Genomic DNA, 18,594 nt, shown 5'->3' on the forward strand with positions numbered 1-18,594 from the left:
CGGCGGATGCGCGCCGGCCGACGATGGCGCGCTTACAGATCGCGCGAATATACCTGATAGACCTTGTTGACGGTCCCGTGCACCGTCTCGGCGATCGAGCGCATGCCCTGGTTGTCGTCTAGGATCCAGCCGATCTCGCCGCGGCTCGCGCCATAATGGTCGACCGACGCCTTGCGGATATATTCGATCATCATGAAGGCGAGCTGGCTCGCCATCCGCGACGATTGCAGCTCCTTGACCACACCCATCAGCGGCACGCGCATCGTGCGCACCTTGGGCTTGCGCAGCCACAGCAGCAATTTGGCCCAGCCGAACGGCAGCAGGCTGCCGCCCAGCGGCTTGATCGCCTCGTTGAGATCGGGAAGCGTGATCATGAACGCCACCGGCTTGCCATCCAATTCGGCGATGCGGATCAGGTCGTTGAACACGATCGGCTTGAGCTTGACGCCGACATCCTTGATCTCGGGCGGGGTGAGGGGGACGAACCCCCAATTGTCGCTCCAGGCGTCATTGAGAATGGCGAGGATGATCGCGGCTTCCTCATCGAACTTCGACTTGTCGACCTGGCGGATGACGATCCGCGGGTTGTTCTCGCCCGAGCGGATGATGCGCTTGACGATCGGCGGGAATTCCTGGGTGATGTCGAGCTCATAGGTCATGAGCTGCTTGACGCCGACATAGCCCGCCGCCTCGATCCAGCCGCGATATTCGGGCTTGGCATGGCCCATCATGATCGTCGGGGCGTGATCATAGCCCTCGATCAGCAGGCCGGGCTCTTCCCAGATTGACATGGAGATCGGGCCAAGCGCGCGGTGCATGCCCTGCTCGCGCAGCCAGCCTTCGGCCTTGGCGAGCAGCGCCACGAAAATCTCCTCGCGCTCCGCTTCCATCAGCCCCCATTGCCCGACGCCGGGGCCGAAGCCCTGCGCCGCCGGCATGGTCAGCGCCAGCGTGTCGATATGCGCCGAGATGCGGCCGACCACCTTGTCGCCCTCATAGGCGAGGAACAACTGCGCCTTGGCGTGGCTGAACCAGCCGTTCTTCTCCGGAGTAATCAGCCCGAGCGCCTCGCCCTTCAGTGGCGGCACCCAATGGGGATCGTCCTTGTACAGCCGGAACGCCAGATCGACGAAGATCTTGCGGTCCGCCTTGGTCTCGACGGGTCTGATCAACAGGGTGCTCGCCATTCATGCCTCCGGAAAACAGCTGTGCGCGTGTAGCCAGTCGAGGCGCCCATGGCGAGGGTCGTTTCGGTGGCGCGCGTTTAGAAGCCCAGTGATGGTAGCGGCGCATGGCTGTGATCGAGGCAAGTCATCACCACGGCGGCGCCGCCGCCTGTAAATGCCACGCTGTCGCCACTATCTAGGGCCAATGGAACACGCCATGGATACCACGCTTTCCTTCGCGCGCGGCGCCGCCGCGGCGCCCGAGGCGCGCACGCCGGGGCAGCGCATCGCCGACGACAAGGCGATGCTGCGTGCGGCTGCCGATCTCACCCGCGATCTCAATGCGCCCAAGCCGCTGGTCTATTGGGGTGACCTCATCGCCTCGACGACGGTCGGCTATGGCGCGGCGGCTGTCGCGGTATTGGCGTCGTCAACCGCGGTGATGATTGCGGCGGGCATCGTCGCGGTGCTCGCCCTCTATCGCGCCCTGCTGTTCATCCACGAGATCAGCCACATCAAGCATGCGGCGCTGCCCGGCTTCCGCCTCGGCTGGAACCTGCTGGTCGGCATCCCGATGCTGACCCCGTCGTTCATGTATGAAGGCGTCCACAACCTTCACCATGCCAAGACCCGCTATGGCACCGCGGAGGACCCCGAATATCTGCCGCTGGCGCTGATGAAGCCGTGGACGCTGCCGGTGTTCATCCTCGTCTCGCTGCTTGCGCCGGTCGGGCTGCTGATCCGCTTCGCGATCTTGTCGCCATTGTCGTGGCTGATCCCGCCGCTGCGCAGGACGGTGATCGAGCGTTATTCGGCGCTGTCGATCAATCCCTCGTTCCGCCGCAAGATCCCCGAAGGCGAGCAGCGCCGGCTGTTTGACCGGCTGGATGGCGGCGCGGCGGTGTGGGCAGTTGCCGTGGTCGCGCTGGTCGCGACCGGGCTGATCCCGCTGCGCGGCTTTGGGATCGTGGTTGCGATCGGCTCGGCGGTGGCGCTACTCAACCAGGTGCGCACCCTGGTCGCGCATCTGTGGGAGAATGAGGGCGAGCAGATGAGCGTCACGGCGCAGTATCTCGACTCGGTCAACGTGCCGCCGCCGAGCCTGCTGCCGGCGCTGTGGGCGCCGGTGGGGCTGCGCTACCATGCGCTGCATCACCTGCTGCCCGGGCTGCCGTATCACGCACTCGGCGAGGCGCACCGGCGGATCTCCGCCGTGCTCGAGGAAGGTTCGGTCTACCACAAGGCGAGCTACAAGAGCGCGCTGGGGCTGATGCACCGGATCGGCAAGAGCACCATGGTCTCGCGCTGAGGCGCGCAAGGGCCTGACCGCTAAAGGGCGCCCTGCCGCAAGGTGAGGGCGCCCTTTCTCTATCTGCCGTCATCCCAGCTAAGGCTGGAATCTGCCTGGGACGCGCTACTCACCCTTCCTTGAAAGACCCCGCTTTCGCTGGGGTGACGTCGTATGGGTGACGGCGTGTGGGCGATGGCTTGGGGAAGTGGGATTATTCCTCGGTGCGGATCAGCACCGCCTCGCCGATCAGCAGGAATAGCAGGAACGGCGCCCAGGCGGCGAGGAACGGCGGGTAGGCGCCGAGATTGCCCATCGCCAGCGCGAAATTGTCGGCGACAAAATAGGCGAAACCCAGCGCCATGCCGATCACCGCGCGGATGAACAGCTGGCCCGATCGCGCCGTACCGAACGCCGCGACCGCACCGAGCAGCGGCATCAGCACCGCCGACAACGGCCCCGACAATTTGTGCCACAAGGTGCCCTCCAGCGCCTTGGTAGGCCGCCCGGCATCGCGCAAGTCGCCGATTGCGGCGCTGAGGTCGGTGAACGACAGGCTCTCGTCGTCGACGGTGCCGAGCGTGAACTGGTCCGGGCGGACGCCTGGCGCGACGACGACCGCGCCGACCTGCGCGAGCTTGCCGCTGGCAATGTTGAACCGGCGCGCTGGCGCGATCAGCCAGCCGGTGCCGCTGCGCTTGCCGCGCGGCGCGCGGATGATCGAGACAAGGTTGCCGCCGGTCCGGTCGTACACGGTGATGCCGCCAAGCTGGACTGCATTGCCGCGCCCCTGGACCTGATCAACCGCGATCAGATCGTCGCCGTCGCGGACCCAGACGTTGGCGCGATCGCCGCGGTCGATCGGCAGCGGGCCGTAATCGACGTTCTTCCACTGGTTGAGCGTTGCCGTCGCGCGGGTGACGATCCGCTCGTTGAACGCGAAGCTCACCACCGCCACGCCCATGCTCGCGACCAGCAGCGGTGCCAGCACCTGATGCGCGGAGAGGCCGCCGGCCTTGAGTGCGATCACCTCGCTGTTCTGGTTCATGGTGATCAGCGTCAGGATGGTGCCGAGCAGCACCGAGAAAGGCAGCAGGAAGGAGACGATCTGCGGCGCGCGCAGGCCGACATATTGCCACACCTGGGCCTGGGTGTTGCCGGCATGGGCAAGGATGTTGCCCGATTCGCTCAAGAGATCGAGCGTCTGCAGGATCAGCAGCAGCGCCGCGAGCAGCCCGAAGGTGCGCAGCAGGAACATCCGGCCCATGTAGATGGCGATGGTGCGGGACGGGAACAGCGCGCTCACGCCCTGGCCTCCTTGCGGCGGAAGGGCAGGAAGCGGGTGATCAGCTTGGCGAGCTTCGAGAAGCTGCGCTCGAGCGCGCCGATCGGCTGGCCGCCGGGGACATAGGCGATGGTGTAATACATCCAGATGATGATCCCGGCGAAGATCAGGAACGGCGTCCACAAGGCGATCAGCGGATCGACCCGGCCGAGCTCGCCCACCGCGGCGGCATATTCGTTTACCTTGTGATAGGCGACGATCATCACGATCGCGAGGAATACGCCGACACCCGAGCTGGAACGCTTGGGCGGCACGCCGAGCGCGATGGCGAGCAGCGGCAGCAGGAACATGGTCGCCACCTCGACCACGCGGAAGTGGAACTCGGAACGGCTGGAATCACGCTGCGCCTCGCTGTGCGACGAATGGCCGATGCGCGCGAGCTCGGGCAGGGTGAACTCGAGGTTGCGGCCGCCGCGCTGGCGGAAGTTCTCATATTTCGGCAGCGGTATCGGCAGATCGTGCGAGGTGAAGGTGAGCACCCGCGGCACGGCGAAATTCGGCGCCTTGTGGACCAACGTGCCGTTGGTCAGGCGGAAGTTGATCGTGTTGGGATCGTCGGTGGCGAGGAACCGGCCTGACTGGGCGGTCACCGAATATTCGGTTCCCTTGTTGGCGTAATGGACGAAGATCCCCTCGAGCTTGCGGCCCTTGTCGTGGCTCTGCTCGATGCGCAGCGTCATCTGGCTGCCGAAGTGGGTGAATTCGCCAACCTTGATCGAGGCGCCGAGCGCACCGGTGCGCAGTTCGAAGCGCAATTGCTCGTAATAGTACCGCGCCTGCGGCTGGACGAAGCCGACAATCAGGATGTTGGCGATCGCGAGCACCAGCGCGAACATGTAAGGCACGCGCAGCAGGCGCGTGTAGCTGACACCGACGCCGCGGAGCACATCGAGCTCCGAATTGGCGGCGAGCCGGCGGAACGCGAGCAGGATGCCGAGCAGCAGGCCGATCGGAATGCCGAGGCCGAGATATTCGGGCAGCAGATTGGCGAGCATCCGCCACACCACGCTGATCGGGCCGCCCTGCGCGGCGACGAAATCGAACAGGCGCCGGATGCGATCGAGGATCAGCAGCATCGCCGCAATGATCAACGTCGAGAACAAGGGCAATGCGATCAGCCGGGCCATGTAGCGATCGATGGATGTCATGAATGTGCTCGGCCGGGGCTGGGAGCGGCGGGATATAGGCTGCTCAGCCAGCAGCGTCAGCTTTTAAATTCCGGTCGCTCGTTCGGGCGGATCGCGCGGGAGCCTTGCCGCAGGGGTGATGCTATTCGGCGGCGATCTGCGTCGTCGCTGCGGGGCGGTCGCGGCTCATCGCTTCGCCGATCGCCCGCTCCAGACCCGCGAGCGTGAAGGGCTTGCGCAGCACCTGATGGCCGTTGAACTCGCTGGTGTTGGCGTCGCCGGCAAAACCGGTGACGAACAGTACCGCGAGATGCGGGTAGCGCGGGCCGAGCTCGGCAATCATCTCCGGGCCGGTCTGCTCGGGCATCAGCACGTCGGAGATGATCAGGTCGATGCTATCGTCGCGGGCGAGCATCCCCGCCGCCTCCAAAGGTGCCGGGCAGGCGATCGCGGTGTGGCCGAGTTCTTCCAGCGCGCCGACGGTCGCCGCCAGCACGCGGGGATCGTCTTCCACCACCAGCACCGCCAGGCTGTCCGGCACCGGGGGCAGCGGTGCCGGGGCGGTAATCTCGACCGGCCTGCCGACGTCCTGGGATCGATCACGGGGCAGATAGAGCGTCACGGTGGTGCCGCGGCCGACCTCGGTATCGATGGCGATCTCGCCCGCGAGCTGGCGGACCAGCGCAAAGATCTGGCTGAGCCCCAGCCCGGTGCCCTTGCCGACCTCCTTGGTGGTGAAAAACGGCTCGTAGACCCGCTCGACCACCTCGGGCGGCATGCCCGAGCCATTATCGGTCACCGCGATCCGGACGTACTCGCCGCCGGGGCAATGATCCACTTCATGCTCAGCGAGCGTGACGGCGCCGGTGTCGATGATCAGCAGCCCACGGCCGTTCATTGCGTCGCGGGCGTTTACCGCGAGGTTGAGCACGGCGTTCTCGAGCTGAACGCGGTCGGCACGAACCTGCCAGCCGCGCGCCGAATCGCGGGTGGTGACGGTGATGGCGTCGCCAAGCGTGCGATCGAGCATCTCGGACATGTCCGCGACCAGCGCGGCAGCACCGATCGATTCGGGTTTCAGCGAGTCCTCGCGGCTGAAGGCGAGCAGTCGGCGGGTGAGCGCGGCGGCGCGGTTGGCACCCTCGGTGGCGTTGTCGAGGTGACGCGTCACGGCGCGCGGATCGGTGACGACGCTGCGTCGGGCGAGTTCCAGCCCGCCGAGAACCACGGCCAGCATATTGTTGAAATCATGGGCGATGCCACCGGTGAGCTGGCCAACTGCCTCCATCTTCTGGATCTGGCGGAGCTTGGCTTCCTGGACGCGCAGTTCGTCGGTCGCACGGGTGACGGCGCCGGACAGTTCCTCGGCCCGCTCGCGCTCGGCGTCGGCCTCGGCACGCGCGATCGCGCGCTCGCCGACGGTGCGGATCGTGATCCAGCCCAGCACCAGCGCGGCGAGCACGATCAGCACGCCGAAGACGGCGAGCACGCCGGCCAGACGGCTGGCGCGGTTGACGGTGTCCATTGCATTGGTGGTGCGGCGATCGAGCAATTGCCGCTCGCGGCTGATGATTTGGTTGAGCGTCGAGTCGATCGCCGCCAGCGCCGGCGACTGGCGCGCCTGGTAGAAGCGCGACAACGCTTGGTTGTTCTGGCCATAAGTGGTGCTGAGCGCGGTGATCGACAGCTCGGCGCCACGCTCGGCATAGGCCTCGCGCAGCCGGGCGACGCGGTGGCTCTGCTCGGGCGTGTCATAGGTCAGCTGGCCGAGCCGGTCGAGCTGGCTGCTGGCGAGGCGCCATTGATCGAAATAGAGCCGGCCAAGCGACTTGTCGGCGCTGATCACGTAGCGCCCGAGCGATGCCTCCGAGCGGGCGATGGTGCCCGACAGCGTACGCGCGAGGATCATCACGTCATAGCTGTGCGCCTGCAGCTGCAGCGCGCGGTCGCGCTGGCGGTTGGCGCTGGTGAGCGTCGCGATCAGCGCGACCAACACCACGGCCCCCAGCACGCCCATCACGACCAGCATGATGGTGCGCCAGGGCAAGTCGCCCCCAGGGGCCGTCCGCTCGGCCTCGTTCCGCATCACGACGTCGTTCTAGCTCAAGGGGGCCAATGTGGAAAGCGGCCCCCTTGGCCTCAGCCGATCGCGCCCGTCGCCTCGCCGGCGGCGCGGAACATCGCGAGCACCCGCTCGAGCTGCTCGGGGCTATGCTCGGCGCACAGCGAGCAGCGCAGCAGGAAGGTGCCGGCCGGTGTCGCCGGCGGTCGCGCCATGTTGACGTACAGGCCCGCCTGGAGCAGCGCCTGCCACATCATCGCGGCCTGCTCCTGGTCATCCAGGATCACCGCGATGATGGCGCTGTCGGGCTGCTCGGTGCCGAGCTTGAAGCCCATCGCCTTCAACCCGCCATGCAGCATCCGCGCGTTGCGCCACAGCGCCGCACGCTTGTCGTGCGCGGTCATCAGCTTGCGGATCGAGGCGGCCGCAGTGGCGACCACCGACGGCGGCAGCGATGCGGTAAAGATATACGGCCGGCAGGCGAGGCGGATCGCCTCGAACTTGGGGTGATCCGACACGCAGAAGCCGCCGACGGTGCCTACCGACTTGGAGAAGGTGCCGACGACGAAATCGACTTGGCCGTCGAGCCCCTGGTCCTCATACACGCCGCGGCCGTTGGCGCCGAAGAAGCCCATTGAATGCGCCTCGTCGCTGAGCACCATGGCGCCATGCTTCTTGGCGACCGCGACCATCTCCTTGAGCGGCGCGATGTCGCCGAGCATCGAATAGACGCCCTCCAGCACTACCAGCTTGCCGGCCTCCTTGGGCAGCCGGCCGAGGCGCTTGTCGAGGTCCTCGACGCTGTTGTGGCGGAAGCGGACGATCTCGGCATTGCCCTGCTTGCAGCCGTCGTAGATCGAGGCGTGGCTGTCGGCGTCGAGGATGACATATTCACCCTTGCCGACCAGGGTGGAGATCATGCCGAGATTGGCCATGTAGCCGGTCGAGAAGACGATCGCGCCGCTGGTGCCGTAGAAATCGCGCAGCGCCTGTTCGACCTCCATGTGGTCCTGGAAGGTGCCGTTGAGCATGCGGCTGCCGTTGGTGCCCGAGCCGAACTCGTCGAGCGCCGCCTTGCCCGCCGCGATCACATCGGCATCGAAGGTCATGCCCATGTAATTGTAGGTGCCAAGCAGGATGGTATCGCGGCCCTTGATCACCGCCTCGGTGGGGGACTTCACCTGTTCCATCACGATCGCGAACGGGTCGGTGACGCCGCTGTCGAGCAGCGCCCGGCGTTCGGCGATCAGGGGATCGAACTTGCTCATCAGGTCGTGCCCGGCAACGTTGCTCGGGGCGACGACCGGCGGATCGACGGGAAGTGCTTCTGCCTGGAGGCCAGTTTCGGTCATGTCAGCCCTGCAGCTTGGCGACGGCATCGGCGAGCTGGCCGACATTCTCGATCTCGGCCTGCATGTTCATCGTGATGATGATGTCGAACTCGTCCTCGATCGCGGCGACGAAATCCATCACGGTCAGGCTGTCCCACTCCAGATCGCCCTGGAAGGTGGTGGCATCGGTGATCGCCACGCCCTTCTTGTTGAAGGGCTCGATCTGCGCCTTGATGGTGTCGAGGATCTGGGTGCGGTCGCTCATGCTAACTCCTGGGAAGGCCCGTGACACTGACAGAACAATGCGGCGGCTTTTCGGCGGCTATAGCAGCCCGTTGGCGCGATACCATGCCGCGGTGGCGGCAAGGCCCGCCTCCGTCGGGGTGGCGGGGGTCCATAGCTCGGCCGGCGGGCGATGATCGGCACGCGCGGTCCAGTCGGGATGGGCGAGATAGCCGACCCGATCGGCGGTGAGCTTGGCGCCGGAGCCGCGCAGGCGCCGGTCGATCCGGGCGCCGATCATCATCAGCGCCCGCGGCAGGTGGATCGCCAGCACCCGGCGGCGGCCGACCGCGCGACCGATCGCCTGGGCGAGCGCGGCATGGGTCCAGGCGGTGCCATCGTCGACCTCATAGACGGCGCGCGGCCCCTGGCGGGTTGCCAGCGCGAACAGCAAGGTGGCGAGATCGTCCACCTCGATCAGCGACACGGTGCCGCGCGGTGGCAGCAGCGCCACCCCGAGCGTGGCAGCCTTGAATACGTCGCGCAACTCGGTGTCGCCCGGGCCATAGACACCGCTCGGGCGGACGATCGTCCAGTCGAGCGGGCTCGCCTCGACCAGCCGCTCCGCCTCCGCCTTGGACCAGCCGTAGGTGGAGAGCGCGGGTTCGCGGGCGGAGAGCGACGAGACATGGACGAAGCGGTCGATGCCGGCCGTTAGCGTAGCGGCGATCACCGCGGCGGTGCCGTCGATGTTGCCGGCGACGAAGCCGTCGCGAGTCGGAGCGTTCACCACGCCGGCGACATGGACCATCGCCGCGGCGCCGGCGGCGAGCGTTGCCAGCGCCTCGGGCTTGTCGAGCGCGCCCTCGATCCAGGTGACGCCGTCGCGCGCCGGCTGGGCACGGCGGGTGAGCGCGCGGACCTCGTGGCCCGCCGCGCGCGCGCGATCGATTAGGCGCCGGCCGACGAAACCGGTGCCGCCGGTGATCGCGAGGATCACAGCAGGGCCAGATGGTTGCGGTGGACCAGCGCAGATCGCGGCGCATAGCCGAGAATAGCGGCATGATCGTCGCTCTGGCGGCCGAGCAGCCGCTGCGCTTCGGCGGCATCATATTCGACCAGCCCGCGCGCGACGGCGCCCGACGGCCCTTCGATCGTCACCAGATCGCCGCGGCCGAAGCTGCCCTCGACCCGGATGGCGCCCGCCGCCAGCAGGCTGCGGCCATCGGCAAGCGCGCGCACGGCGCCGGCATCGACATGGATGCTGCCGCGTGCGCTCAACCCGCCCGACAGCCAGGCCTTGCGTGCCGGCGCGACGCGATCGGCGGCGAACAGCGTGTGGCGGGCACCACCGCCGAGCGGCAGATCGACCGTTCCCGAGGCGATCGCCAGCGGGATGCCGGCGCGCGCCGCGATCCGCGCCGCCGCGATCTTGGAGGCCATTCCGCCCGACCCCATGCCCGACGCCGATCCGCCACCGGCCATCGCCTCGATGGCGGCATCGATCCGGGCAACATGGGGGAGGTGGGTCGCCCCTGGCGCCGCGGGGTCGCGGTCGTACAGGCCATCGACATCGGACAGCAGCACCACGCCGCTCGCGCCCGCCGCCTGGGCGACGCGCGCGGCGAGCCGGTCGTTGTCGCCGAAGCGGATCTCCTCGGTGGCGACGCTGTCATTCTCGTTGACGATTGGCACCACGCCGAGCCCGAGCAGGCGGTTGAGCGTCGCCGCGGCGTTGAGATAACGACGCCGATCTTCGAGATCGTCGAGCGTCACCAGCATCTGCGCGGCGGTGACGCCTTGGTCGTCGAGCAGCCCGGCCCAGGTTTGCGCGAGCGCGATCTGGCCCGTAGCGGCCGCCGCTTGCGCATCCTCCAGGCTGGCGCGGCCGCCGCGCGCGAGCTTGAGGCGCCGCGCGCCGAGTGCGATCGCGCCGGACGACACCACCACGATCTGCTGCCCGACGCGCACCCGTTCGGCGATGTCGGCGACCAGGCCGGCAAGCCACGCCCGGCGCACGGCGCCGTCGGGATCGACGAGCAAGGCGGAGCCGACCTTGATCACCAGGCGCGAACAGGAGGACGGTGGGAACAGCGACATGCACGCGCCTTATCGGGCGGAGGGGGCAGGCGTCAAAGATCGTGCGTAGGATCCGGCATCAGTGGCTCGCTCGCCTGACCCGGCAGGCGATGACGAACGCGAACGATCCTGGTGGCGGAGTGTCAACGCCGCTGGCATGAACAGGGCGATGATCAAAATGCAGGAAAAGCTGCCCTATCGCGCGGCAGTGGCGATCGTCGGGATGGCGGCATGGGGCATCGCCGGCTGCGCAGTCCCGAAGATCGCGCCGGGCGCGCTGCCGGTGAGCGACCATTTCGATGGGCGACACTTCTTCAATCCCGATGGCGAGCAGGGCACCGGCGGCGAGGCGCACAAGGGACCGTTCGCGCTGATCAAGCAGGAGGTGCATCCGCCGCATCGCAGCTGGCCGCGATCGGTGCCGGTGACGCCGTCCAAGCCACCCCGGCGGGTGGAAGGCGATGCCATGAAAGTGACGTGGATCGGCCATTCCACCGTGCTGATCCAGACCCAGGGCCTCAACGTCCTGCTCGATCCGGTCTGGGCGGAACGGCCGTCGCCGGTGGGCTTTGCCGGCGTGCGCCGGGTGCGGGCGCCGGGCGTCCGGCTCGCCGACCTGCCGCCGATCGATCTCATCCTGCTCAGCCACGACCATTACGATCATCTCGACACCGCGACCTTGGCGCGGCTGTGGCGGCGCGATCGGCCGACGATCGTCACGGGACTCGAAAACGATCGGCTGCTCGCGCGCTACGGGGTCAAGGCGCGGGCGCTCGACTGGGGCGGCAGGCTGACGCTGCGGCCGGGGATCGATGTGATCCTCAACCGTGCGCATCACTGGAGCGCACACGGGCTGGGCGATCATAACCGCTCGCTGTGGACAGGCTTCACGGTGACGCTGCCCGGCGGCAACCTTTATTATGCCGGCGATACCGGGCGCGGCGACATGCGCTGGGCCCTCGAGGCGGCGGCGCTCGGGCCGGTGCGACTGGCGATCCTGCCGATCGGCGCCTACCAGTTCGATGGCGAGCCGACCGGCAACCACATCGGCCCCGAGGACGCGGTGAGCGCGTTCGAGCAACTGGGCGCCGCCTATGCGCTCGGCGTGCATTGGGGCACGTTCGAGCTGACCTCGGAGACGATCGACGAACCGCGCGAGCGGCTGGCGGTGGCACTCGCCGCCGAGCATATCGACCCTGTGCGGTTCCGGACGACCGAGGCGGGCGAAGCCTGGGATGTCGCGGAACGCTGACTTCCCGGAGCGCCGCGCTCAGCCGACCCGCGTCGGGCTGGTGAAGACATCCTCGATCGCCAACTCGAACAGTTCGGCGATCTTGAAGGCGAGCGGGAGCGAGGGGTCGTAACGCCCGGTCTCGATCGCATTGACGCTCTGGCGGGAGACGGCGAGCCGCTCGGCAAGATCCTGCTGGCTCCAGCCGGCGCTCGCGCGCAGTTCCTTGAGGCGGTTGATCATGGCTTGCCCCGCTCGATCACGGTGTTGATGCAGGCACCGGCGCCGAGCGCGGCAAGCCAGACGACCGTCCAAACATAACCGACCATGTGCGGCAGCAGCGCGAAGCCTTCAAGGAACCCCCAGATTGTGCTGCAGGTAAGCGCGATGCCAGTGGCGATGAGCAACTGGCGCACCATCAGCATGCGCAGATACTCGTCTTGCTCCTCGACCAGATATCGACCCATCAACCAGAAGAAGCCCGACACGGCGAGCGCGGGGAGGATACCGACGACATAGGCCAGCGGCCCGGCAACCAATTGGCGCGACAGCAAGTACACCGCAATCATCAGCAGCACGGCATAGGCGATGCCGAGCAGCAGGACCCGCCGATTATATCGGCGTTGAGCAGGCGAAAAAACCATGTGACCTCCTGGGGGCTGAGCTTGTAAAGGCAGGTTTACATGGAAAGCTCGCTTTACGTCAAGTATCCTTTCCATGAGGCGGTCGTGCCAAATGCGCTCGAGCCATCTCATTCAGCCATGCGAAAGGCAGCTTGCGCGAGGCGCTACATTTCTGTGACAGAGCGATCATCGTGCCGCATCAATATCTTCTAGCCTCGCCGTCGACTATTTATCCCGCAGGGCGGCTCGCCACGAGCCGGCCGGCGCCGGCGGTGCGCGATCAGCGGCGGGCGATCGGCATCGGCATGATCGGCAGCGGCGTCGCCTTGGCGCTGCTGATGCGCCACGCGGGGCTGACGATCGACCCGCTCAGCGCCGGCAACCTGCCTTATGTGGTGTGTGGCACGCTGGCGCTGGCACTCCGCCTGTGGGCTGGCCGGCTGCCGTGGCGGCATGGTGTCGCGCTGGCGAATGGCGCGGAATATTATGCGCTGTTCACGCTGATCGCGCTGATCGGTGCCGTGGCGAGCTATCCGATCGCGGCGCTGACCAGCGGTTTCCATGACGCGACGCTGCAGCGAATCGACGAAAGCCTCGGCTTCGACTGGCTCGCCTGGTACCGCACCGTCGCCGATCACCCGCTGCTCCAGCATGCCGGGCTGATCGCCTATCGCAGCATCTATGCGACGCCGGCGGTGCTGCTCGGCTATTTTGCCTGGAAGGGCGACCGGGTCGCCGCGCATCGATTCCTCGCGACCTTCTGGCTGACCGCGCTGGTGACGCTGTTGCTCTATGGCTTCATGCCCGCTGTCGGTCCCTTCGCCTATCTGTGGCACGCGCCGATCGCCTATATGCCCGAGAGCGAGCTGTGGCAGCCGGGCTTGATCCCGGCGCTGCGCGATCACAGCGTCCGCGTCGTGGACCTGGCGCACCTGCGCGGCATCGTCTCGGCGCCGAGCTTCCATGCGGCGGCGGCGGCGATCTACATCCAGGCGGCGTGGCGGCTGCGCGAATTGCGCTGGCCGGTACTCGGCGTGGCCGGGGCGATGCTGCTCGCGACCCCGGTCGAGGGGACGCACTATCTGGCGGACATCCTGCTCGGGCTGGCGGTGGCGATCGGCGCAATCGTGACGCTCAACCGGCTGATGCCCGAGCGGTAAGCTGCCGCAACCCATACAGGCTGACGGCTTTACACAAGCTCCTCTACAGCGGCGACCATTCGATCGGGTCTTCACCCTCGTCATCGCCGGGGACCGCGCCGGTGGTCGGCCCGATCGCCTCGATCAGCTGGTCGAGCACCCAATCGACACCGACGCCGCTCGCACCCGAGATCGGGATGACGTCGGCGCCGCTCGCGTCGGCGAGCTCGGCCGACAGTGCCTCGATCAGCTCGTCGTCGAGCGTGTCGATCTTGTTGAGCGCGACGATCACCTTCTTGTCGGTGAGCCCGGCGCCGTAATTCTCCAGCTCGTCGCGGACGATGCGGTAGCTTTCGGCGACATTGTCGTCATTGGCGTCGACCAGGTGGAGCAGCACGCGGCAGCGCTCGATATGGCCGAGGAAGCGATCGCCGATTCCCGCGCCTTCGGCGGCCCCCTCGATCAGCCCGGGAATATCGGCGACGACGAATTCCTGGCCCTTGTGGCGAACGACGCCGAGCTGCGGGCGGGTGGTGGTGAAGGCATATTCGCCGACCTTCGCCTGCGCGTTGGTCACCTGGTTGATGAAGGTGGACTTGCCCGCATTGGGCAGGCCGACGAGGCCGGCGTCGGCGAGCAGTTTCAGCCGCAGCCACACCCAGGCCTCCTGATAGGGCCAGCCGGTGCCATGCTGACGCGGGGTGCGGTTGGTGGAGGTCTTGTAGCTCGCATTGCCGCGGCCGCCGTCGCCGCCGCGCAGGAACACCTCGCGCTGGCCGACCTCGGTGAAGTCGAGCAGCACCTCTTCGCGGTCCTCGCTCAGCACCTGGGTGCCGAGCGGCACCTTGATCAGCAGATCGTCGCCCCCGCCACCGGTGCGATTGGAGCCCGAGCCGCCATGGCCGCGCGGCGCGCGGAAATGCTGGGTGTAGCGAAAGTCGATCAGCGTGTTGAGGCCGGCGACCGCCTCGAAGATCACGTCGCCGCCCTTGCCGCCATTGCCACCGTCGGGGCCGCCATATTCGATGAACTTTTCGCGGCGGAAGCTGACCGCGCCGGGGCCACCGGCGCCCGAACGGACGAAAATCTTGGCTTGATCGAGAAAATGCATGCCGCGCCTTAGCCAATTACCGCGTGGCGGTCACCCTGCTACGGCGGCGAGCGCGATTGCCCGCCGCCGGGTCCATGTCAAAAGTGGAAGGAGGGGCGTGGCTGCTGCCCTCACGCCGCCATCGGCATCGTCGCTCGGTCGCCAAGCTCGAGCTCCATGACGACCGCCTCGGCCTTGCCGCCGCGCCCGCGCGATGCGCGCGGTTCGCGCCGTCCGGTGTCGCGAAAGCCGAGCTTGCGCAGCACCCGACCCGACGTGGGGTTGTCGGCGAAATGCCAGCCGGTCAGCCGATCGATCGGCAGCGCGTGGCGGACCATGTCGATCACGGCGCGACCCGCTTCGGTAGCATAGCCGCGGCCCCAGGCCGAGGGGGTGAGCCAATAGCCAAGCTCATGGCCCTCGCCATGGTCGATGACGGCGATCCCGCCGACCAGCGTCGGCGATGCGGCGTCTTGCGGCAGCGACTCATGCGCCAAGATCGCAAAGCAGGGGTCGGCGGCATCGCGCGGACGGGTGGTGAAATCCTCGGCATCGGCCAGCGTGTAGGGCCAGGGCACCTGCGCGAGCATGCCGATGACCTCGGGGTGGGCGATGCGCGGTGCCAGTGCCGCCGCATCCTCCGGCCAGAACGGCCGCAACGTCAGTCTCTTGGTCCGCGCGAACATGGTCGCTCTCCTCAAGCGGCGCCGTTGCCACGCGCCTGTGACGCGGCAGCGACAATGGTGAGGGAGCAATAAAAAAGGGAGCCGGGGTGACCCGCCTCCCTTGTTGGTAGGTTCCGTCGCGGAACCCGGGTCACCCTGGTGGGCAACCCGTCCGGTTGCCCGTTATTCGGCCGCTTCAGCCATAATCTGCACCGAGCAGAATTTACGGCCGAGCTTGCCCTCGTGGAACGCCACGCGACCATCGACGAGCGCAAACAGGGTATGGTCGGTGCCCATGCCCACGTTCGCACCCGGATAGAATTTCGTGCCGCGCTGACGCACGAGGATGTTGCCGGCGATCGCTTCCTGACCACCGAACTTCTTCACGCCGAGACGACGGCCGGCCGAATCACGACCGTTGCGCGACGAACCGCCTGCTTTCTTATGTGCCATGTCGAATTCTCCTTACGCGCTTGTGGCTCAGCCAACCGAAACGATCTTGAGGATCGTATGGTTCTGGCGATGGCCGTTCTTGCGGCGATAATTGTGGCGGCGACGCTTCTTGAAGACGATGACCTTCTCGCCCTTCGCCTGTGCGATGATCTCGGCGGCGACCGTCAGGCCTTCGACCGACTTCAGCTCCGACCCTTCGCCGGCGAGCAGGACGTCGCCCAGCGTCACCGACGAACCGGCTTCGCCGTCGAGCTTCTCAACGACGATCTTGTCTCCGGCGGCGACGCGATACTGCTTGCCGCCCGTGCGCACGACTGCGAACATGGCTCTAGTCACTTCCCAAAAAACATGTGCCCGCACAGGGCATGCCTGGCGAGTTGAAGCGCGGCAGCTAAGGGAGCGGCGGGGCAAAGTCAACCGCCTGCCCGCGCCAATCGTGCCTAGTGGCGATGCTCGCGCTTCAACGCATAACGGCCGTCGGCAAAATCGGTGAACAACCCGGCGATCGCGGGATGATCGACCGGCTCGTCGCTGTCGTCGGTGACCAGATTCTGCTGGCTGACATAGGCGATGTAGCTCGATTCCATGTTCTCGGCGAGCAGATGGTAGAAGGGCTGGTCCTTGTCGGGGCGGATCCCTTCGGGAATCGAATCATACCATTCGTCGGTATTGGCGAACACTGGGTCGACGTCGAAGATCACGCCGCGGAAATCGAACATGCGGTGACGCACCACCTCGCCGATCGAGAAGCGGGCATGCGCGATCGGCGGCGCGGTGATGTCGACGGTGGGGATGGTGCCGATGGGATCATGACGAGGCATGACGTTAATCTAATGTTCTTTGCGCATCGCACAAGCCGAGGCGCTTGCGCATGGCAGATCACTGCGTTAGAGGCCCGCCCTCGACCGATCGGAAGCGCTGTTTTGCAGCGGTTTGGATGACCTCGCGGAGAGGTGGCAGAGTGGTCGAATGTACCGCACTCGAAATGCGGCGTGCCCTCACGGGTACCGTGGGTTCGAATCCCACCCTCTCCGCCACTTACCTGATCAAACTGGTAATTCGCCGTCCCAGTGGAAGCTGGGGCGTCGTGCGATCGTGGGAAAGCCGCCGAAGACCCCAGCTTGCGCTGGGGTGACGGTGTGGGCGCAGGTCAGGAGCGCCCGATCGCGTCCTTCAGCTTGTCGGCGGCCTTGGCGAGCAGGCCCTTCTCGGCTTCCTCGGCCTCTGCCTTGGTCTTGAACGCAGCGCCCTCCGGCTCGGCGGGCGGCGCATAGACCGAGAACAGCTTGAGTGCGCCGGTGCCCTTGTTGACGATGTTATGCTCAGACCCCTTAGGGACGACGACGAGATGGTTCGGCGTCGCCTTGGTCGAATGGCCGTCGATCACCACCTGTGCCTCGCCTTCGACGAAGAAGGTGGTCTGGTCGGCCGGATGGGTCTCGAGGCCGATCTCCTCGCCGGCGGGGATGCTCATCAGCACGATCTGCACCTTGGCGTCGCGATAGACCTCCTTCTGCCAGAGCTCGTTCTTGCCCGCGAGTTCGATCATGTCCTTGTTGAAGATCGCCATTGCCTCAGCTCCTTGGATGGGGTTCGCGTGACCGGACGAACGAGCCGCGCGTTGCGTTCCCCGGGCGATCCGATCACGTCCAGTAGAGGGTTCGCGCCGTCGGCAGCGCCGCGCCTAGTTCGCGCTCGAAGAAGCCGCGCAGCGCGCGCATCGTCTCCGCGTCATAGACCTGCTTCTCGGTGCCGAACTTGGTGCGCTTTGTAACGCGCTGGGCGTCGCTCATGTCGAGCGACGATCCCGGATACCAATTGTCGAGCGTCGCGCGCGAGCCGGCGGTGAAGCGATGGGTGATCAGTTCGATCGTCAGGTCCAGCCCGGCGATATCACCGAGACTGGCGGCAGCATCGGCGATGAGTGTCGCATACGCCTGTTCCCACCCGGTAGCGGCGATGATCGGTGCGATCGTCAGCCCGATCGGGTAGCCGGCAAGCGCCATCCGCCGCAGCGCCGCGAGCCGCTGCGCCACCGGCGCGGTGCCGCCCTCGAACCGGGCATAGCCGCGCGGATTGATCGAGGCGCGCATCCGGGTGCGGCCGCCATGGTCGAGCGCCAGCAGTGGCTCGACATTGGCGAACTTGCTGGTGAAGCGCAGCTGGGCATCGGCCTGCCAGCGGCCGAACCAGCGAACCGCGGCCGACAGCGACTGGGTGAGCGGCTCGAGCACGAGCGGATCGGTGTAGCAGGACGCCTCGAAGGTGGTGCCCTCATGCGCGCGGGCTGCGCTGCGCGAGGTGATCGTGCCCTGGCCGAGATAGGCGGGCAGGGCATCGAGTATCTCGTCGAGATTGGCGTAGACGCGGGTGATCGGCGGGCCCTTGAGCGAGCCGGCAAGATAGCAATAGCTGCAATGGGCCGGGCAGCCCTCGGCGAGATCGACTCGCCAGTCGGCACTGGGCGCGATCGGCTGCAGCCGGCGCTTGGAGGGCGGGGCGACCACCACCGCCAGCGTCGCCTTGGCCTCGGCATAGGCCCGACGCGGATCGTCGCCGAGATCAAGCGACAGCCGGTCGCCCGCCAGCTCGACGATGTCGATCCCCTGCGCCGCGGCGCGGTCGAGAATGGCGCGGCCATGGGGCCACGCCAGCGCCGAGCGGGTGGCGATCACGCGGCGCGGGCGCCAGCTGCTGCGGTCGGCGCGATCGATGGCTGGTGCTGGGGACATGCGGATCGAACGAGCGGCAGCCGTGGGAGTTCAGCGGCGAA

20 protein-coding genes and 1 tRNA gene are annotated in these 18,594 nt (G+C 67.0%); 4 read left to right on the forward strand and 17 right to left on the reverse strand.

Translation table 11 applies throughout. From position 1 onward, the window contains the following. Positions 1 to 32 precede the first annotated feature (32 nt). A complete protein-coding gene (locus tag AC07M8_RS01965; protein WP_495172770.1) occupies positions 33 to 1,187 on the reverse strand; it encodes an N-acetyltransferase in 1,155 nt (384 codons plus the stop codon). Positions 1,188 to 1,383: 196 nt separating this feature from the next. On the opposite strand from AC07M8_RS01965, the gene AC07M8_RS01970 reads away from it, so the two are divergent. Continuing rightward, complete coding sequence (locus AC07M8_RS01970; protein WP_495172771.1) at positions 1,384 to 2,475, forward strand: fatty acid desaturase family protein; 1,092 nt, start codon at positions 1,384 to 1,386, stop codon at positions 2,473 to 2,475. Between the two features lie 193 nt (positions 2,476 to 2,668). Here the strand turns inward: AC07M8_RS01970 and lptG are convergent, their stop codons facing one another. The 7 genes from lptG to proB form a co-directional block, all read right to left on the reverse strand. Then, positions 2,669 to 3,721, reverse strand: a complete 1,053-nt coding sequence (gene lptG, locus AC07M8_RS01975; protein ID WP_495173130.1) for an LPS export ABC transporter permease LptG — start codon at positions 3,719 to 3,721, stop codon at positions 2,669 to 2,671. Between the two features lie 35 nt (positions 3,722 to 3,756). Continuing rightward, the gene (gene lptF, locus AC07M8_RS01980; protein ID WP_495172772.1) at positions 3,757 to 4,947 is read right to left on the reverse strand and encodes an LPS export ABC transporter permease LptF; all 1,191 of its coding nucleotides are present in this window, start codon (positions 4,945 to 4,947) and stop codon (positions 3,757 to 3,759) included. A 121-nt stretch (positions 4,948 to 5,068) separates the two neighbouring features. Next, the gene (locus tag AC07M8_RS01985; protein WP_495173131.1) at positions 5,069 to 7,012 is read right to left on the reverse strand and encodes an ATP-binding protein; all 1,944 of its coding nucleotides are present in this window, start codon (positions 7,010 to 7,012) and stop codon (positions 5,069 to 5,071) included. A 53-nt stretch (positions 7,013 to 7,065) separates the two neighbouring features. After that, positions 7,066 to 8,340, reverse strand: coding sequence for a serine palmitoyltransferase (gene spt / locus AC07M8_RS01990; protein WP_495172773.1), 1,275 nt, complete (start codon positions 8,338 to 8,340; stop codon positions 7,066 to 7,068). Between the two features lies 1 nt (position 8,341). Then, entirely contained in the window at positions 8,342 to 8,584 is a 243-nt protein-coding gene (locus AC07M8_RS01995) for an acyl carrier protein (RefSeq protein WP_267395851.1), read from the reverse strand. Positions 8,585 to 8,641: 57 nt separating this feature from the next. Next, the gene (locus AC07M8_RS02000) at positions 8,642 to 9,541 is read right to left on the reverse strand and encodes an NAD-dependent epimerase/dehydratase family protein (protein ID WP_495172774.1); all 900 of its coding nucleotides are present in this window, start codon (positions 9,539 to 9,541) and stop codon (positions 8,642 to 8,644) included. Continuing rightward, the gene (gene proB, locus AC07M8_RS02005; RefSeq protein ID WP_495172775.1) at positions 9,538 to 10,641 is read right to left on the reverse strand and encodes a glutamate 5-kinase; all 1,104 of its coding nucleotides are present in this window, start codon (positions 10,639 to 10,641) and stop codon (positions 9,538 to 9,540) included. Before proB ends, AC07M8_RS02000 begins: the two co-directional genes overlap by 4 nt. A 148-nt stretch (positions 10,642 to 10,789) precedes the next feature. Between proB and AC07M8_RS02010 the strand changes: the two genes are divergently transcribed. Further along, positions 10,790 to 11,872, forward strand: a complete 1,083-nt coding sequence (locus AC07M8_RS02010; protein ID WP_495172776.1) for an MBL fold metallo-hydrolase — start codon at positions 10,790 to 10,792, stop codon at positions 11,870 to 11,872. 18 nt (positions 11,873 to 11,890) lie between these two features. On the opposite strand, the gene AC07M8_RS02015 is transcribed toward AC07M8_RS02010, so the two are convergent. Together AC07M8_RS02015 and AC07M8_RS02020 are read right to left on the reverse strand one after the other, a co-directional pair. After that, positions 11,891 to 12,094 carry a helix-turn-helix transcriptional regulator gene (locus AC07M8_RS02015; RefSeq protein ID WP_495172777.1) on the reverse strand — a complete coding sequence of 68 codons (204 nt, stop codon included), beginning with the start codon at positions 12,092 to 12,094 and terminating at the stop codon, positions 11,891 to 11,893. Then, positions 12,091 to 12,495 carry a hypothetical protein gene (locus tag AC07M8_RS02020; RefSeq protein ID WP_495172778.1) on the reverse strand — a complete coding sequence of 135 codons (405 nt, stop codon included), beginning with the start codon at positions 12,493 to 12,495 and terminating at the stop codon, positions 12,091 to 12,093. The genes AC07M8_RS02015 and AC07M8_RS02020 overlap by 4 nt, the downstream gene beginning before the upstream one ends. 170 nt (positions 12,496 to 12,665) lie before the next feature. Between AC07M8_RS02020 and AC07M8_RS02025 the strand changes: the two genes are divergently transcribed. Continuing rightward, positions 12,666 to 13,634, forward strand: coding sequence for a phosphatase PAP2 family protein (locus AC07M8_RS02025; protein WP_495172779.1), 969 nt, complete (start codon positions 12,666 to 12,668; stop codon positions 13,632 to 13,634). A gap of 43 nt (positions 13,635 to 13,677) precedes the next feature. Here the strand turns inward: AC07M8_RS02025 and obgE are convergent, their stop codons facing one another. The 5 genes from obgE to hspQ all read right to left on the reverse strand — a co-directional run bounded on the left by obgE (position 13,678) and on the right by hspQ (position 16,642). Next, complete coding sequence (obgE, locus tag AC07M8_RS02030; RefSeq protein ID WP_495172780.1) at positions 13,678 to 14,724, reverse strand: GTPase ObgE; 1,047 nt, start codon at positions 14,722 to 14,724, stop codon at positions 13,678 to 13,680. Positions 14,725 to 14,834: 110 nt separating this feature from the next. Then, entirely contained in the window at positions 14,835 to 15,389 is a 555-nt protein-coding gene (locus AC07M8_RS02035; protein WP_495172781.1) for a GNAT family N-acetyltransferase, read from the reverse strand. 162 nt (positions 15,390 to 15,551) lie between these two features. Next, entirely contained in the window at positions 15,552 to 15,821 is a 270-nt protein-coding gene (gene rpmA, locus AC07M8_RS02040; protein WP_267395858.1) for a 50S ribosomal protein L27, read from the reverse strand. 27 nt (positions 15,822 to 15,848) lie between these two features. Beyond that, positions 15,849 to 16,145, reverse strand: coding sequence for a 50S ribosomal protein L21 (gene rplU, locus AC07M8_RS02045; protein ID WP_267395859.1), 297 nt, complete (start codon positions 16,143 to 16,145; stop codon positions 15,849 to 15,851). A 116-nt stretch (positions 16,146 to 16,261) separates the two neighbouring features. Continuing rightward, positions 16,262 to 16,642, reverse strand: a complete 381-nt coding sequence (gene hspQ, locus AC07M8_RS02050) for a heat shock protein HspQ (RefSeq protein ID WP_495172782.1) — start codon at positions 16,640 to 16,642, stop codon at positions 16,262 to 16,264. Positions 16,643 to 16,768: 126 nt separating this feature from the next. On the opposite strand from hspQ, the gene AC07M8_RS02055 reads away from it, so the two are divergent. Then, positions 16,769 to 16,858: transfer RNA gene (locus AC07M8_RS02055), tRNA-Ser, on the forward strand. Between the two features lie 113 nt (positions 16,859 to 16,971). Here AC07M8_RS02055 and AC07M8_RS02060 read toward each other — a convergent pair. Continuing rightward, positions 16,972 to 17,391 (reverse strand): cupin domain-containing protein, encoded by a 420-nt coding sequence (locus AC07M8_RS02060; RefSeq protein WP_495172783.1) that lies wholly within the window; start codon positions 17,389 to 17,391, stop codon positions 16,972 to 16,974. Positions 17,392 to 17,464: 73 nt separating this feature from the next. Further along, the gene (locus AC07M8_RS02065) at positions 17,465 to 18,553 is read right to left on the reverse strand and encodes an SPL family radical SAM protein (RefSeq protein ID WP_495172784.1); all 1,089 of its coding nucleotides are present in this window, start codon (positions 18,551 to 18,553) and stop codon (positions 17,465 to 17,467) included. Positions 18,554 to 18,594: the final 41 nt, after the last annotated feature.

It is taken from the genome of Sphingomonas sp. GW821-FHT09E03 (assembly GCF_059416225.1).

Bases quoted from the DNA above. Each gene is read 5' to 3' on its own strand.
- AC07M8_RS01965 (WP_495172770.1), bottom strand. From the start codon at position 1,187: ATGGCGAGCACCCTGTTGATCAGACCCGTCGAGACCAAGGCGGACCGC.
- AC07M8_RS01970 (WP_495172771.1), top strand. From the start codon at position 1,384: ATGGATACCACGCTTTCCTTCGCGCGCGGCGCCGCCGCGGCGCCCGAG.
- lptG (WP_495173130.1), bottom strand. From the start codon at position 3,721: ATGGGCCGGATGTTCCTGCTGCGCACCTTCGGGCTGCTCGCGGCGCTG.
- lptF (WP_495172772.1), bottom strand. From the start codon at position 4,947: ATGACATCCATCGATCGCTACATGGCCCGGCTGATCGCATTGCCCTTG.
- AC07M8_RS01985 (WP_495173131.1), bottom strand. From the start codon at position 7,012: ATGCGGAACGAGGCCGAGCGGACGGCCCCTGGGGGCGACTTGCCCTGG.
- spt (WP_495172773.1), bottom strand. From the start codon at position 8,340: ATGACCGAAACTGGCCTCCAGGCAGAAGCACTTCCCGTCGATCCGCCG.
- AC07M8_RS01995 (WP_267395851.1), bottom strand. From the start codon at position 8,584: ATGAGCGACCGCACCCAGATCCTCGACACCATCAAGGCGCAGATCGAG.
- proB (WP_495172775.1), bottom strand. From the start codon at position 10,641: ATGTCGCTGTTCCCACCGTCCTCCTGTTCGCGCCTGGTGATCAAGGTC.
- AC07M8_RS02010 (WP_495172776.1), top strand. From the start codon at position 10,790: ATGATCAAAATGCAGGAAAAGCTGCCCTATCGCGCGGCAGTGGCGATC.
- AC07M8_RS02015 (WP_495172777.1), bottom strand. From the start codon at position 12,094: ATGATCAACCGCCTCAAGGAACTGCGCGCGAGCGCCGGCTGGAGCCAG.
- AC07M8_RS02020 (WP_495172778.1), bottom strand. From the start codon at position 12,495: ATGGTTTTTTCGCCTGCTCAACGCCGATATAATCGGCGGGTCCTGCTG.
- obgE (WP_495172780.1), bottom strand. From the start codon at position 14,724: ATGCATTTTCTCGATCAAGCCAAGATTTTCGTCCGTTCGGGCGCCGGT.
- AC07M8_RS02035 (WP_495172781.1), bottom strand. From the start codon at position 15,389: ATGTTCGCGCGGACCAAGAGACTGACGTTGCGGCCGTTCTGGCCGGAG.
- rpmA (WP_267395858.1), bottom strand. From the start codon at position 15,821: ATGGCACATAAGAAAGCAGGCGGTTCGTCGCGCAACGGTCGTGATTCG.
- rplU (WP_267395859.1), bottom strand. From the start codon at position 16,145: ATGTTCGCAGTCGTGCGCACGGGCGGCAAGCAGTATCGCGTCGCCGCC.
- hspQ (WP_495172782.1), bottom strand. From the start codon at position 16,642: ATGCCTCGTCATGATCCCATCGGCACCATCCCCACCGTCGACATCACC.
- AC07M8_RS02060 (WP_495172783.1), bottom strand. From the start codon at position 17,391: ATGGCGATCTTCAACAAGGACATGATCGAACTCGCGGGCAAGAACGAG.
- AC07M8_RS02065 (WP_495172784.1), bottom strand. From the start codon at position 18,553: ATGTCCCCAGCACCAGCCATCGATCGCGCCGACCGCAGCAGCTGGCGC.